Here is a 14,517-nt window from a genome sequence, read left to right as displayed (position 1 = left end):
CGTAGATGGTTCGCCGACGAGTAGCGCAGACGCGGGACCAGGTCAAAGAGAAGCTAGTGGCCGCGCTGATAGAAGACCACTCGCCGAGAGAGGTCGCTATGAGCTTCAGCGTCGGCGTGTTTCTCACCGCACTACCGACGCTTGGCACTGGGTTCATCGCCTTCCTCGTCCTCGCGTACCTGTTCAGACAACTCAGCAAGGTCGCGCTGTTTGCCTCGGTGCTGATACTCAATCCGCCGGTCAAGTGGGGCGTGTACGCGACGAGCTTCTGGCTCGGCAACCGGATTCTGGGGCCGGTACCCGGGCTGTCATTCGACGGTGTGTCAATGTCGATGGGTGGTGACGTGCTGGTCCGACTGTGGACGGGGAACGTCATCCTGGCCGTCGTGTTCGCCGCTATCGGATACGTGCTCGCGTTCCGGTTGATCAACGAGTACAGGCGACGGCAGGGACAGACAGCCGCAGTTAGCTAAGCAAGACTGGAGCGGGGACTCGCGTCACTCCCGCCGGACGACGAACACGGACAGGTCTGAGAACTGCGTGTCGTCCCTGCTGTCACCGCCGGCATCCTCCGCGAGATCACCGAGCGTCGTCGCGGTCCGGGCCTCGTCATCATGAGTGAGGCACTCGTAGACCAGCGCCGGCAGATCGGGATCGCCGCCAGCATCCAACAGCTCGGAGGCGATGTCCTCGGGCATCAGGTCGAACGGGCGTGGGAGGACGAGCAGGTGTCGGTCGCCCACGTCGCTCCGAAGCCGGTCGAGATCTGCCGAGAGATCACCGCTCTTGTGTAGCGTGACAAAGGACGTGTCCTCCATCGGTGTTCGGGCACGGCTGGCGGCGATCTGCAGCGAGGAGATGCCCGGAACGACGCGGACGGGACGGTCGACGGCACGCTGGACCTTCCCGACAAACTGGTAGCCCGAGTGGTTCGGGTCGCCCATCGCGACCGCGGTCCCGCGCTCGCCGTCGGCTACGCGCTGGGCGAAAGCGTCCAGCGTGTCAAGTTCGTCGCGGTAGCCACAGGTCAGCAGGTCCGCATCGGTCCGGTCGGCAACGAAGTCGACCACCGTCTCGAAGCCGACGACGACGTCGGCCTCGCGGATCGCCTGCTCACCGCGCGGCGTCAGGAAGTCAGGGTTCCCCGGGCCAATGCCGACGGCGTGGACCGGCCCGTCCGCGTCGGGGTCCTCGGGCGTGCTCGCCGCAATATCGGCCGGGTCCGGTCCGGAGTCAAGATCGTAGTCGTCAGCCATCCAGCGAAACTCCTCCCTCACGGCTCGCGGGTCGTTCCTCCCCGCTCGCTCGTTCCGGGGGTGTGGTCATAGATCGACCACACCCTCGCGCACGTCCGACGCAACGTGCACCAGCTCGTTCGTCAGCCCAGCAGCCAGCCCACTTCCACCGCGGCGGCCGACGTTCGTGATAGTCGGGACGCCGTGCTCGGCAGCGACTTCCCGGAGCCGCTTTCGGCTCTCTGCGGCCTTGACGAAGCCGACCGGCGTGGCGACGACCACCGCCGGGCGCGTGCCGTCCTCGATACAGTCCGCCAGCGCGAGTGCAGCCGTCGGCGCGTTCCCGACGACGGCGATGGCCCCGTCGTAGACGCCCTGCTTATCGAGTTCGAGCACCGACGCGGCCGTCCGGGTCATCCCGGTTTCGGCGGCCAGTTCCGCGCCGTTACCGATGGCCTTCTGGACCGGGCAGTCGTGGCCGCGACCGGTGATGCCGGCCTTGACCATCGTGATGTCGGTGACGATAGGCTGTTCATCGAGGACGGCGCGCGCCCCAGTACGAATCGGTTCGTCGTCGTCCGTGCCGGTGAACCGGACCAGGTGCTGGAACTCGGGGTCGCCGGTCGCGTGGACGGACTTCTGGCGAATCCGGTCGGCCAGCGTCTCGTCCGGGACGAGTTCGCGCACGCGGTCCATCGACGTCTCCGCGATGTCCATCGCGTTCGAGGTGGTCGCGCCGAGGTCGGCGTACTCCTCGAAGTCGTCGTCGCTGTTCGCGTCATCTGTGTTAGTCGTCATCTGAAGTCACCTCCTCGTCCTGCTCGCGGGTCGCACTGCTCCCCGCTCGCTCCTTCGGACCCCCCGTCGCTCGGCTCTCCAAGTCACCGTCCACTTCCAGATTCAGGTCCCGAAGGCGGTCCCGGGTGTCGTCGTCAGCGTCCCAGAGCCCGCGGTCGATGGCCTCCAGCAGCGTGTCAGTAATCGAGTCCAGCGCCCAAGGGTTCACGTCCCGGAGCCAGTCCTGTCGGTCCTCGTCGAAGGCGTAGCGCTCGGCCACGTCCTCCCAGAGGGTATCGCTGACCACGTCGGTCGTCGCGTCCCAGCCGAGCACCACGTCGACCGTCGTCGAGAGGTCACCAGCGCCCTTGTACCCGTGTTCCTCCATCGAGTCGAGCCACGAAGGGTTGAGTACGCGTGCGCGCATCGCCTTGCGGACTTTCTCCTCGTTGGTGTAGACATCAACGTTGTCCGGGTCCGAGGAGTCCCCGACGTAGGAGTTCGGTTCCTCGCCCGCAATCTCGGTCACTGCGGAGATGAAGCCGCCGTGGAAGGCATACCAGTCCGAGGAGTCGAACTCGTCCTGTTCTGCGGTGTCCTCGATTTTGACGGTTGCGTCGACGGAAGAGAGGCGGCGCTCGAAGGCGTCGTGGGCGTCGCTGACACGACCGCGCGACCCCATCGCGTAGCCGCCCCACTGGACGTACACGTCGGCGAGGTCCGAGCGGTCGTCCCAGTTGCCCTCGTCGACGGCCTTGTTCGTCCCGGCTCCGTAGCCGCCCGGCCGAGTGGTGAAGACGCGGTGTTTCGCCGCGCTCTCGGCGTCGCCCTCGTCCATACCGTCGGCAACGAGGTCGTCGGTCTCCTCCTCGACGTGTTTCTTCACGTAATTCATCTCGTGGGGTTCGTCGAGATCGACAACGGCGTCGACGGCGTCGTGGACGACCCCCGCAGCCGCCGGGAACGCGTCCCGGAACAGGCCGGAGACGCGCGTCGTCACGTCGATGCGCGGCCGGCCGAGTTCCTCCAGCGGAATCGGCTCCACGTCTTCGACGCGGCCGGCATCGGACCAGACCGGTTCGACGCCCATCAGCGCGAGTACCTGTGCGATGGTCTCGCCGCGAGTCCGAACAGTCGGTGTGCCCCAGACGACGACGCCGATCTCCTCGGGGTACTCGCCTTCGTCGGTTTCGTGGCGCTCCAGCACGCCGTCGGCGACCTCGCTGCCCACGTCCCACGCCGTCTTCGCCGGGACCTTGCGCGGGTCCAGCGTGTAGAAGTTTCTGGCTGTGGGAAGCAGGTCGACGCCGCCGCGGGTCGGCGCGCCGGAGCCACCCGGCGGGACGTACTCGCCGGCCAGCGCGTCGGCGGTGCGGGGAATCTCGTCGGCCGCACCGGCCACCCGCGGGGCGGCCTCCTCGCAGATGTAGGCCAGCGCCTCGCGCAGGTCGTCGTGCGCGCCAGACCGCACGCGCGCATCGCCAAGCGGTTCGATGTCGACCACGAGGAGGTTCATGTTCACCTCCGAAGTGTTGTCTTCGAGTTCGCTCTCGGGCACGTCGAAATCGTGCTCAGCCAGCGTCCGGACGAGGTCTTTGCTGGTCTCGTGGACGTGGTCGGCGGCCTCGGCGTAGGTCATGCCCAGCGTCTCGTCGTACTCGCCCGGCGCGTTCCGGAGCTTGTCGTAGTCGACGCCGAGCACGCCCGCGACGCTCTCGCGCAGGGACGGCGCGCCGGGATTCTCGAGGCGTGTGAGCGCGACCAGATAGTCGATGAGCCGGTCGTCGGCCGGCGGTTCGCCCATCGTGTGCAGGCCCTTGCGAATCTGGGTCGTCTTCACGTCGGTGAGGTACTCGTGGACGCGCTCGACGAGGGCGTCGATGCCGAGTTCGTCGCCAGCCACGTCTCCCTCTGCCAGCGTCGACCCCGCCTCGTCGGGGCCGCGTACATCGGCCTTCTCGTCAATCTCACCAGCAATGCCGAGTTCGACCGCGAGGTCCAACTCATCGACCGTCTGTCGGATCTGCTCGGCGAGGTGTTCGCCGTCGTCGGTCCGGGCGTCCTCCATGCCGGCCTCGCGGTAGCGGTCGGCCAGTTCCTCTAAGTCGGCCAGGTCGTCGTACGTCCCGGCGTTGGCCATCACGGGCGTCAGGTAGTCGACGATGGCGGCGTAGGACCGGCGCTTCGCTTGCGTTCCCTCGCCGGGGTTGTTGACGATGTACGGGTAGACGTTCGGGATGTCGTCGATGAGCTGGTCGGGCGCGCTCTCGCCGTCCAGTCCGACGGTCTTGCCCGGCAGCCACTCCAGACTGCCGTGCGTTCCGAGGTGGACGACGGCGTCCGTCTCGTAGCTGTTTCGGAGCCAGCGATAGAACGCGACGTAGTCGTGGGGCGGCTGGAGGTCCGAGTCGTGGTACACCTTCGAGGGGTCCATGCCGAAGCCACGCGGTGGCTGGACCGTCACAAGGACGTTGCCGAACTCCACGCCGGGAATTGCGAACGGGCGGTCCGGCGGGTCGCCCCACTCCTCGACGACGTTCTCCCGGAAGTCGTCGTCGAGCGCGTCGAACCACTCGCCGTACTGGTCGGGCGAGACGGTGTCGACGCTCAGTTCGCGCACGTCCTCGGGCGCGACCCAGCGGTCGTCCAGTGTTAGCTGAGCAGTGAGGCGTTCGACCAGCGACTGGCCGCTATCGGGCATCGTGTCACCGAGGTCGTAGCCACGAGCGTCAAGCTCCTCCAAGAGATTCACCGTGCTCTCGGGCGAATCCAATCCGAATGCCGTCCCGATGCCGTCGTCGCTCGGCGGGTAGTTGTGCAGGACGACGGCGACCTGCTTCTCGTCGTTCGGGGTGTGGCGCAGTTCGGCCCAGTTGACCGCCAGCCGCGCGACGTGGTCGATGCGGTCGTCGATAGGGAAGTGCTGCTTCGGCGCGCTGCCGATGCCGGCGTCGTCGTCGGTCCGCTCCTTGCCCGAGATCGGGTGCGTGATGACGTTGCCGTCGAACTCCGGGAGTGCGACAGAGAGGGCGAGTTCGAAGCCCATCACGCCCGTGTCGCTGCTGTCGTAGCGCGAGCGTGAGCGCATCGTCGTGACCGTCTGGATGACTGGAACGCCGAGTTTGTCGAGGAACACGTCCTCCGCGCTCTGGCCCTCGTCGTCGGCGCTGCGGCCGCGTTCGTCCATCGACAGCGAGAACATGAACGACGAGCAGACCGCATCGACCAGCGGGTTGCCGTCAGCATCGAGCAGCCACTCCTCTGTGACCTGCTCGGCGTTCCACTGGCCCTCGGCGTCGGTCGCCGGCTCGCAGAATATCGGGAGCGCGTTCGCCCCCTGTGCCTCGATGGCCCGGACCTGTGCGTCGACGTAGCGGGTGTTCTCGTGGGTCCAGTGGGACTCGTAGAACCAGACGGCGACTGTCGGTTTCGCCGGATCGAACGTCGCCCGCAGGTCCTCGATGCTCGCGCCGGGATGAGCAGGATGGTAGACGCCCTCCGTCGGCAGTGTCACCGGGTCGTCGTACGAGGGGTCGGCGTCGCCGTACTTCGCCACGAGGTAGCGGAGGCAGTTGGCGACGTTGCTCGCCCCGCCCTTGTCGAGGTAGTCGTAGACGGTCTCGCGGTGCTCGTCGGGGACCGACGTGTCCTCGAAGGCGAAGGCGTCGCCCGTCGCTTTCACCACGAGCGGGACGCCGGCCTCGCGCAACCGCTCGACGGCGAGGTCATAGCCGGGCATGCTGTCCTCGGCCCCGTGGAGCCAGAGGACGACGGCGTCGGCGTCGGTCAGTTCGTCGACGAACGCCTCGACCGCTGGCTCGTCGTCGAGGTCGCTCTCCGAGCGCACGACGAGGTCCGCATCGACCTCGCCCGCGGCCCGCTGAACAGCCCCGAGTTCGTTCTCCGTCGCGGTGTAGAGTCCTAGCTGTGGCATAACGTTATTAAATCTCCGTTTGCACTAATACAAGTATGGTTGTATTCGGCGCGGGCAAAAAAGCTTCGCAGGGGGTCTCGTTCGCGGCCGTCGTCGGCCAGCGCGACCTCAAAGACGGCCTGCTGGCCGTCGCGACGGACGACGACCTGGACGGCTTGCTGGTCCGCGGCGAGAAGGGGACGGCGAAGTCGACAGCGGTGCGCGCGCTCGCCGATCTGCTGCCCGAGCAACGCGCGGTCGCGGACTGTCCCTACGGCTGTCCGCCCGACCGCCCTGACGAGCAATGCGAAGACTGTCGAGCGCGTACGGACCCGCCTGTCGAAACGCGGTCGGTTCCGCTGGTGACGCTCCCGCTCGGCGCGACGCGGGATCGGGTCGTGGGAACGCTGTCGGTGGCCGACGCGCTCGACGGCGACCACGAGTTCGATCCCGGCCTGCTCGCCCGTGCAAACCGCGGTATCCTCTACGTGGACGAGGTGAATCTGCTGGACGACCACCTCGTGGACGTGTTGCTCGACGCGGCCGCCAGCGGCCAGAACCGTGTCGAGCGCGACGGCGTCACTGTCACCCACCCCGCCGAGTTCACGCTCGTCGGGACAATGAACCCCGAGGAAGGCGACCTTCGGCCGCAGTTGCGGGACCGCTTTGCCCTCCAGACCGAGGTGTCTGCCTGCGAAGACCTCGATGACCGGGTCGCCATCATTGACCAAGCGCTCGGGGAAGGCAGCGACGAGGAGAGACAGACCGAACCCGACCGCAGCCCGGGCGAGCGGCTGCGAACCGCCCGCGACCTGCTCCCGGAGATCGCCCTCGCCCGCGAGTTCCGCGAACAGATCGCCGAACTCTGCCGGAACGCCGGCCTCGACGGCCACCGCGGCGACATCGCCACGGCGCGGGCAGCCCGAACCTTCGCCGCGCTGGACGGGCGGACGACAGTCCTCGAATCGGACATCGAACGCGCCGCCGAGTTCGCGCTCCCCCACCGGCTCACCTCTCGCCCCTTCGAAGACGCGCCGGACGTGGACGACGTGCTCGACGACCACTTCGATGAGGGGGAGGACGAGTCGGAGCGGGAGTCCGCCGAAGACGGGGAGCGCGATGACGAGGAAAGCGACGCAGACGGCGGCGAGGAAGAAGCAGCCGGTGGCGACCCGGAAGATAGCGAAAGTGACGGAGAGGCAAGCGAGGGCAACGAACAGCAGGAACAGCGACCGGACGACAGAGAACAATCCACTGAGGACGGCGACGGCGAGTCAGACGAGCGCGGCGAGCAGCCGACGCCTGCTTCGGCCGACAGCGACGGCGAGCGGCAGGAAGCAGCAGCCAGCGAGGGTGAAGACGAGGATATAGACGATGGTGAGGAGGGGGAGTCCGACGACCCCGAAAACGCGACTCCGCTGCTGCCGGGCCAGTCCCGGGCCGCAGTCGGCGACAGCGGCGCACCTGACGTGGACGCCCCGTCGGTCGACACGGACGGCGGGAGCGCAAGCGGGCGTGCGAGCGCGACGGGAACGAAACGCGGCGCAACGGTCCGTACTGAGCGTGCCGGCCGCGACGACGAAGTCGACGCCGCGGCGTCGGTCCGAGCGGCGGCCAGCCGTGGGAGTGGCCGCGTCGAGTCACGGGATCTCCGGAAGTCCGTTCGCGCAGGCGACGCCGAAACGCTGGTTGTGTTCGCCGTCGACGCGAGCGCCTCGATGCGCCCGGCGATGAAAGCCGCGAAGGGCACCGTGCTGGAACTATTGAAAGACGCCTATCAGGCCCGCGATCAGGTCGCCTTCGTCACCTTCGCTGGCGAGGGCGCGGACGTGGTGCTCCCGCCCACCGACAGTGTCTCGCTGGCGGCCCGGCACCTGAAGGACCTCCCGACCGGCGACCGGACGCCGCTGCCGGATGGACTGACGGCCGCGCGCGAGGTACTCGACCGGGCGGACCCGGACGCCGGCGTCGTCGTTGTCGTGACTGACGGCCGGGCGAACACCGCCGACGGGAGTCCGGTCGCGGCGACCAGAACCGCGGCGCAGACTCTCGGTGAGAAAGCCAACAAGACCGTTGTGGTGAATGCTGGCGACGCGGGCCGCGCTGGCTTGCTCGACCTTGTTGCAGACGAAACAGACGCGTCGGTCGTCCCGCTGGATGCACTGACTGCCGACCGCGTCGATGCCGTCGCCAGCGAACGATAACGCCCGAAGCCGTGTCAGGCGGAAGTTTTACAATCTTACTTGTTCTTAAGACAAATGAGATTTCAATGCAGGAGGACACTGACACCAAACACGCTGCGGATAGCGTGCACGACCGTATCGAACGCGCCAGAGCGTCGCTGACCGGCCCGCAGATCGCCATCGCCGTCGCGCTGGTGGCTGCGCTTGGCTTCACGCTGCTGTTCGTGCAGGACCCGATGTTGCACGACTCACTGCACAACTTCCGGCACAGCGCCGGCATCACCTGCCACTGATGGCGACCGACTACCTCGAACGCGGCGCGATGGCCGGCGTGGCTGGCGGGCTGGTCTACGGCCTGTTCGTCGCGACAGTCGGGAACGCCTTCACCGCCGGGCTAGAGACGTTCGAACACAGCCACGGCGGGGGTAGCCCTGTCGTCTCCGAACTTACGACGACCGTCGCGAGCATCGGCGGCGGCGTCCTCTGGGGTCTGCTGTTCGGCGTCGCGGCCTTCGGAATGGTGTACTTCTTCCTCGAACCCGCGATCCCCGGTTCGGGCGCGACGAAGCGACTGGCGCTTGCGGGAGCCGGCTTTCTCACCGTCTCCGGCGCGCCGTGGCTCGTCCTGCCGCCACAGCCACCGGGCGTCGAGCAGGCGCTCGGGACAGAGACGCGCCTCGCCTGGTACGCCGGCCTGATGGCACTGGGTGCGCTTGTCGCAGTGCTCGCCGGGCTCGCGTATCAGCGGACGGAGCATCACCACACCGCCGTTCGACTCGGGGCCATGGCGCTGCCGCTCGCGCTGCTTGCGGTTCCAGTCGCGCTCGCGCCAGCGAATCCGGTCCACGGCGACGTCCCTGCCGCGCTCGTCGCGGCCTACCGCTGGACGGTCGTGTTCGGCCAGCTGGTGCTGTGGGCCACAATCGCAGGGGTTCATGCCTGGCTCGGGGACAGCGATACTCCGGCCACAGACGACCTGGACTATCCCGCGACAGCGGACTGACGACGACGCGGCTCAGATTTTTCCGGCGACCGTTCCAAGATTCAGCGCCAGCCCGACGATACCGACAACAGCGGCGAGAACGAGGTTCGCTGTCGTCCCACCGACGCTGAACGGGGCCGTGCCGGCCGATGCCAGCGCGCCGAACCCGATGCCGGCGACGACGAGCGCCACGCCGGCCAGCCCGACGAGCATCGTGCCAGTCGGGCCGAACTGACCGGTCGACCGGTTCGCCTCGTACCGGTCCAGCGCGTCGTGCATCGTCTCCGTGACCGACTCCTCTACGTCCGCCATCTGCCCCGAAAGGTAGGTGTTCAGCGTCTCCTCGTGCTCGTCGAGTGCCGCGGCGCGCTCGGATAACTGTGCGTCGTACTCCGTCAGTTCAGCCTCGCGCTCGTCGAGGTCGGTCTCGCGGTCGTCGAGCGTGGCTTCACGTTCATCGAGCTGGTACTCCCGCTCGTCCAGTTCCGTCTCTCGCCGGTCAAGCTCCTCCTCGCGAGCGTCGATCTTCTCCTCGCGGCGGTCGAGTTCCGCGCTCCGCTGGTCGAGGCCCATCTCCCGCTCGTTGAGTCGGCGTTGCATCTGCGCGAACTCCCGCTCGCGCTCGGTTGGGCGGTCGTCGACGGTGCTGTCGTCGGCATCGGAGTCCGCGTCCGCCGGTGCCTCCTCGTGGTCCGCATCTGTGTCATTGGCCATATTGGGCTCCCGTACCGAGGCGCTACGGCCAGCGAACGGTTAGTTTGACACTACATAACACAGTAACCGGAGCCAAACCGAAGCGTCGCATCCGTGCAAAAGATCGTCAGTACGGTTCGCTACCGGTTCAGGTCGCTACGTCGCGGCGTCAGGAACGCGAGCGGACCGTCTCGCGTGTCCCGACTCGATGCAACCGGTACGCGCCGCGCTCGTGGCCCTCATCGTGGTAGACGACCGGTTCCTCGACAGCAACAGCGGTTCCATCATCGACTGCGGCCGCTGTCACGACGCCGTCGGTGTCCAGCGTATCGATAGGGCCATCGACGACATCGAACAGTCGAAGCGCGTGGTCGTCGGCATCACGGTCCCGAAAGTTCTGCGCGCCGGGAACAGCCAGCAGTGAGCCGTCAGTCCCCAGCCCGCTGGCGAACCCACCAACAGGCGCATCCCAGCGGCGGTCGCCATCGAGCGAGACGCCGATAGCGGTATGCTCGCTCGGATGCCGCGCGTCCGTCTCGCGGCCGTCCTCGGGGTAGGTGTTGCCGGTGACGAACACCGCGCCTTCGTCCGTCGCGTGGGCGTGGTTCGGGTACGCGTAGACGGTGTCGCCGGCCACGTCGGTCGGCGTCGCCAGCTGGACGCGCCAGCGCTCCCGGCCGCCGCTATCGAGCCGGTACCCACAGTAGTCGCCATGGCTGGAAACGATAGCACCGTCAGCCACCAGTGCAACGTCGCCGACGCGGCGCTGGCCGTCGGTTCCGGGATCCCACATCCAGCGCGGATCGCCGTCGTCGGCGTCAAGGACGACGAGGCCGTGCTGGTGGTCGCCGGGACACCGGTTGTACGCGACGGCGACGCGGTTCCCGTCGGCGTCGAGTGAGATGGGGGAGCCGTCGGTCCGGTAGGTCCAGTCGACAGTGCCGTCAGGCGAAAAGGCATAGACGACGCTCTCGAAGTGGCGGAAGTCGTTCCCGTCGTCGTCGGTCCGGCGTTCGTATCGCCGGGCGGCGGCGTAGCAGCGATCACCGTCGGTGGCGAGGCTGGCGACGAAAGGTAACAAGAAGCGCGTCTCCTGCTGGGCCTCGCCGAGGTCCCCGCGGGTTTCGTACCGCCATCGCAGGTCGCCGCCGGCATCGTGACAGCGGATCTCGCCGCGGACGCTGCGTTCGCCAGTGACGACACCGCCGTCGAAAGGCACCGCCGCGACGACGCTCGGTTCGCCATCCGTGTCGTACTGCCAGCGCCGGTGTGGCGGACCGGCGTCCGCCGACACGTCGAACGCCCGCAGGTCACCATCAGCGGTGCCGACGACCGCGATACCATTGGTCAGCGTGACCGCCGAGCGGCGGCCCTGATGGCGCGAGCGGGCCGGCGCTACGTCCCCGAGATCGGCGGTCGGGGCTCGCTGGCTACTCATCGACCGGGAAGGCCTCGTGAAGCACGTCGTGGGCCTCTCCGAGCCCGGCGAGGACATCCTCGCCCTGCATGGTGATGCGCGACACCGCCCGCTCGGCGTCGCGGACGGCGACCAGTCGGCCCCGGAGATAGTCGTACTCCGGGTCGTCTTCGGGGGTTGCGGCGATCTCCTCTTCGAGATCCACGAGCGCGGCGTCGAGGTGGCGCTCGATCCCGGCGAGCGTCTCCGCGCCCGCAAGGGCCTCTATCGGGCCGGTCATGTGGCCCTCCAGCTCCTGTTCCGCGTGCTGGCGCGCGTGGTCGTCTTCGGTACCGAGAACGTTCATGAGGCCCAGTCGGAGGGCCTCGATTTCGTAGCAACTCATGTGTGTATTGAATCGGGTGTGTGTTCACAGCGTCTGATCGACGAGTTCGCTCACGATGCGGTCGCGGTCCAGATGCGAGGAGACGATCTCGGTGGCATCCTCGTCTTCGACACCGCCGTACCAGACGCCGTCGGGGTAGACGGCGACCATCGGCCCCTCGCCGCAGCGGCCGAGGCACGACGACCGCGTGATGCGGGCGTCGCACTGGTCGCTGTCGCGGGCGGCCTGCCGCAGTCGTTCGAGGACCGCCGGCGCACCGTCCTGTGCGCAGGTCTGGTTCGTACAGACGGCGACGTGCTTCTCGGGGGCGTCGTGGACGTGCGGGTCGTCGTCGACGTTCTCGCGGTCGGCGTGTTCGGCCTGGTGGGTCAGCGCCCGGAGCATCGCCCGAGCGCCGCCCTGGTCCTCCTCGTACCCGTCGAGTTCGACCTTGTACTTGCAGGTGTCACAGGACATCTCCACGCTCCCGGTCCGGGCTTCCTGCCAGCGGTCGCCCAGCACGTCAAGCAGGCGCGTGTCGGTCCCGAGCGGTTCGCCCGGCGCGGCGTCGACGTAGGGGTATTCCTCGTCGAACTCGTTTGCGCCGTCTTTGATTCGTCCGGTCAGCACGCCGTCGCCGAGCATGTACGGGATGACGACAACGGCGTCGGGCCGGCTCTTGGCGATGTCGTGCAGGGTGTCATTGAGCAACGGCTCGGTGACGCCGATGAACGACGCCTCGACCCGCGAGAACTCGCGGCCCTCGTACAGCAGCCGGGCGAGCTTGTGTACGTCGGCGTTGGCGTCCGGGTCGCTGGAGCCACGGGCACAGACGACAGCGGCTACTTCGTCTTCCTCCCGGTCGACGCCCAGTTCGGCCTCGACGGCCGCCGCACGGTCGTCCAGCAAGTCCAGCAGGGCCGGGTGGACACCGAGATGTGCGCCGTTGTTGATGGTCAGTTCAGGGTGGGCCTCGCGGGCCTGCTCAACAGCCAGCGGCACGTCGTTTTTGACGTGACTGGCGGCAAACAGCGAGAGGTGGACCACGGATACCTGCGAGACGGCTCTGGCCAGCCCCGCGATGGCCTCGTCGATGGCCGGCTCGGCCAGTTCGAGAAAGGCCGCGTCGACCGGGATGCCGAGTCGGCCCTCAAGTTCGACCGCAAGGTCGCGGACCTGCTCGTTGGACTTCTCGCGTCGGGAGCCGTGGCCAACGAGCAACACCGCTTCGTCGTCCAGCGTCTCAGGCGCGGTGATGGCTTCGCTCATCGGACTCGTTCAATGCTTTTCCGGAGCTTGCGCCGCCGGCTCGGCGCGAACAGCCCCGTCTCTTCGCTCCCCTCGTACAGCCAGTCGCCGAGGGTAGGTGCCGCGTCGTCGTCCACGCCGAACCAGTAGCCCGACGACGTCTCCGAGAGATCGTCGTAGGGCGCATCGACCGGGCAGCGGTCAAGCAGCGTCTGAATCGTCCGGAGGAGTCGTTCGTCCTCGTGGACGAAGGAGATACCGACCGCCTCGTCGTCGGACTTGAAACACACCGTCCCACAGCCTTCGAGCAGGCCGCGGAGGAGCTGGCGGTCGTAGTCGGCCAGCGCGTCGAAGCGGTAGCCGCCCGACTCACCGTCGAACGGGAGCCCAAGCGCGGCGCCGGCACGGTCAGCGAGGCCGCCGACGACCTGCACCGTGAACTCCTCTTCTTTGCGTGTAACCGAAGTGTCGTGGGCGTACGCCCGCTCGACGATGCGGCGGTCGGCCCGCTCCGCCCCGGCGATGGAGGCGAGCCGTCGGGCGGCCGTCTCGTCGTTCGTCCGGACGGTGATACAGCCGTCCTCACAGTCACCATCACCGGCGACCCGCCCCCAGAAGTACGCCGTCTCGGGGTGCGCTGCGAGCATGTCATTCGGTGCGCCGGTTTCGACGCTCATGGCTGGACCTCCTCGGCATCAGTCGCCGGTACGTCGACGGCTCCAGCGTCCTCCTCGACAGATTCCACGTGAATCGCGTCCAGCGGACAGGCCGCGGCGGCCTGCTCGGCGTCGTCCCGCCGGTCGTCGTCGAAGGTGGCTTCGATCGCCGTCTGGTCGTCCGTCTCGATTGCCGCCAGTCCTTCGCTGTCCTCAACGAAGCGGTCGTCGCGGACGAGGCAGGCGAAGACCCCGTCGCAGGCGTCACGGTCGATAGTGATTCGATACATTAGTAATCGTACTTGGTCTCGTAGCCCCGCGGGGTCACCATCCGGTCGTCCCAGACGTAGGTGTCCTCGTTGCCTACGAGCAGTGTGGTAGTCATGTCGACGAGATCGGTTTCGCCGAGTTCGGGCAGTTCACCGAGTTCGACGATCTCGACTTGTTCGTCCTCGCGGCCGGCGGCGTGGACGACGCCGACGGGCGTTTCGGGGTCACGGTGTTCCAGCAGGATTTCACAACACTTCTCGTAGTTGTCCCGGCGCTTGCGGCTCCACGGGTTGTAGATAGTGATGGTAAAGCCCTCCTTGGCGGCGGCGTGGAGTCGCGACTCGATGGTCGGCATGTCGGTGAGGTGGTCCGACAGCGAGATGGAGACGGTATCGTTGACCAGCGGCGCGCCGACGCGGGCGGCACAGGACTGGGCGGCCGGGACGCCCGGAACGACATCGAAGTCAAGCATCGTCGCCGTCGCGCCCTTGGACTCGATGATCTCCAGTGCGAGGCCGGCCAGCGCGTACACGTTCGGGTCGCCGCTGCCGATGATGGCCACGTCGTTGCCCGCCAGCGCGCGATCGATTGCCTCCTCCGTCCGGGACACCTCGCCGCACATCGGCGTATCGTAGATATCGTCGGCTCCGTCGGTGATCTCGTCGGGCAGCAGGTCGACGTAGGTCGTGTAGCCGACGATGTGTTCGGCGTCGAGCAGGGCGGAGCGAGCGCGGGCGGTCATTCCCTCCGGCTGTCCGGGACCGAGGCCGACGGCGATG

General features: G+C 67.6%; 14 protein-coding genes. 4 read left to right on the top strand and 10 right to left on the bottom strand.

Annotated features, from left to right (window positions below):
- Nucleotides 1–5 precede the first annotated feature (5 nt).
- The gene (locus tag ACYJ11_RS08125; RefSeq protein ID WP_461647414.1) at nt 6–473 is read left to right on the top strand and encodes a DUF2062 domain-containing protein; all 468 of its coding nucleotides are present in this window, start codon (nt 6–8) and stop codon (nt 471–473) included.
- A 24-nt stretch (nt 474–497) separates the two neighbouring features.
- Here ACYJ11_RS08125 and ACYJ11_RS08120 read toward each other — a convergent pair whose 3' ends face one another.
- The 3 genes from ACYJ11_RS08120 to cobN all read right to left on the bottom strand — a co-directional run bounded on the left by ACYJ11_RS08120 (nt 498) and on the right by cobN (nt 5,946).
- A complete protein-coding gene (locus tag ACYJ11_RS08120; protein WP_461647413.1) occupies nt 498–1,256 on the bottom strand; it encodes a cobalt-precorrin-7 (C(5))-methyltransferase in 759 nt (252 codons plus the stop codon).
- A gap of 66 nt (nt 1,257–1,322) precedes the next feature.
- Complete coding sequence (locus ACYJ11_RS08115) at nt 1,323–2,033, bottom strand: precorrin-8X methylmutase (protein WP_461647412.1); 711 nt, start codon at nt 2,031–2,033, stop codon at nt 1,323–1,325.
- On the bottom strand, nt 2,023–5,946 hold the full coding sequence (gene cobN / locus ACYJ11_RS08110; protein WP_461647411.1) for a cobaltochelatase subunit CobN: 3,924 nt from the start codon (nt 5,944–5,946) through the stop codon (nt 2,023–2,025). Before cobN ends, ACYJ11_RS08115 begins: the two co-directional genes overlap by 11 nt.
- 35 nt (nt 5,947–5,981) lie before the next feature.
- Here cobN and ACYJ11_RS08105 point away from each other — a divergent pair, with 35 nt between their 5' ends.
- The 3 genes from ACYJ11_RS08105 (at nt 5,982) to ACYJ11_RS08095 (ending at nt 9,111) form a co-directional block, all read left to right on the top strand.
- Nucleotides 5,982–8,129, top strand: a complete 2,148-nt coding sequence (locus tag ACYJ11_RS08105; RefSeq protein WP_461647410.1) for a VWA domain-containing protein — start codon at nt 5,982–5,984, stop codon at nt 8,127–8,129.
- A gap of 65 nt (nt 8,130–8,194) precedes the next feature.
- Nucleotides 8,195–8,401 carry a CbtB domain-containing protein gene (locus tag ACYJ11_RS08100; RefSeq protein ID WP_461647409.1) on the top strand — a complete coding sequence of 69 codons (207 nt, stop codon included), beginning with the start codon at nt 8,195–8,197 and terminating at the stop codon, nt 8,399–8,401.
- Nucleotides 8,401–9,111 (top strand): CbtA family protein, encoded by a 711-nt coding sequence (locus tag ACYJ11_RS08095; protein WP_461647408.1) that lies wholly within the window; start codon nt 8,401–8,403, stop codon nt 9,109–9,111. The genes ACYJ11_RS08100 and ACYJ11_RS08095 overlap by 1 nt, the downstream gene beginning before the upstream one ends.
- Nucleotides 9,112–9,123: 12 nt before the next feature.
- Here the strand turns inward: ACYJ11_RS08095 and ACYJ11_RS08090 are convergent, their stop codons facing one another.
- The 7 genes from ACYJ11_RS08090 to cobJ all read right to left on the bottom strand — a co-directional run bounded on the left by ACYJ11_RS08090 (nt 9,124) and on the right by cobJ (nt 14,516).
- Nucleotides 9,124–9,804 carry an Rnase Y domain-containing protein gene (locus tag ACYJ11_RS08090; protein WP_170097712.1) on the bottom strand — a complete coding sequence of 227 codons (681 nt, stop codon included), beginning with the start codon at nt 9,802–9,804 and terminating at the stop codon, nt 9,124–9,126.
- 148 nt (nt 9,805–9,952) lie between these two features.
- On the bottom strand, nt 9,953–11,221 hold the full coding sequence (locus ACYJ11_RS08085) for an outer membrane protein assembly factor BamB family protein (protein WP_461647407.1): 1,269 nt from the start codon (nt 11,219–11,221) through the stop codon (nt 9,953–9,955).
- On the bottom strand, nt 11,214–11,585 hold the full coding sequence (locus tag ACYJ11_RS08080; RefSeq protein WP_188977435.1) for a DUF3209 family protein: 372 nt from the start codon (nt 11,583–11,585) through the stop codon (nt 11,214–11,216). The genes ACYJ11_RS08085 and ACYJ11_RS08080 overlap by 8 nt, the downstream gene beginning before the upstream one ends.
- A gap of 24 nt (nt 11,586–11,609) precedes the next feature.
- Nucleotides 11,610–12,833: a CbiX/SirB N-terminal domain-containing protein gene (locus ACYJ11_RS08075; protein ID WP_461647406.1), complete on the bottom strand. Its 1,224-nt coding sequence runs from the start codon at nt 12,831–12,833 to the stop codon at nt 11,610–11,612.
- The gene (locus ACYJ11_RS08070) at nt 12,830–13,489 is read right to left on the bottom strand and encodes a cobalamin biosynthesis protein (RefSeq protein ID WP_461647405.1); all 660 of its coding nucleotides are present in this window, start codon (nt 13,487–13,489) and stop codon (nt 12,830–12,832) included. Before ACYJ11_RS08070 ends, ACYJ11_RS08075 begins: the two co-directional genes overlap by 4 nt.
- Nucleotides 13,486–13,758 (bottom strand): ferredoxin, encoded by a 273-nt coding sequence (locus ACYJ11_RS08065; protein ID WP_188852087.1) that lies wholly within the window; start codon nt 13,756–13,758, stop codon nt 13,486–13,488. Before ACYJ11_RS08065 ends, ACYJ11_RS08070 begins: the two co-directional genes overlap by 4 nt.
- A complete protein-coding gene (gene cobJ / locus ACYJ11_RS08060) occupies nt 13,758–14,516 on the bottom strand; it encodes a precorrin-3B C(17)-methyltransferase (RefSeq protein ID WP_461648422.1) in 759 nt (252 codons plus the stop codon). The genes ACYJ11_RS08065 and cobJ overlap by 1 nt, the downstream gene beginning before the upstream one ends.
- Between the last annotated feature and the right edge of the window lies 1 nt (nt 14,517).

The organism is Haloarcula sp. H-GB5 (genome assembly GCF_054850705.1).
This window is presented reverse-complemented; position numbering and strand designations above follow the sequence as displayed.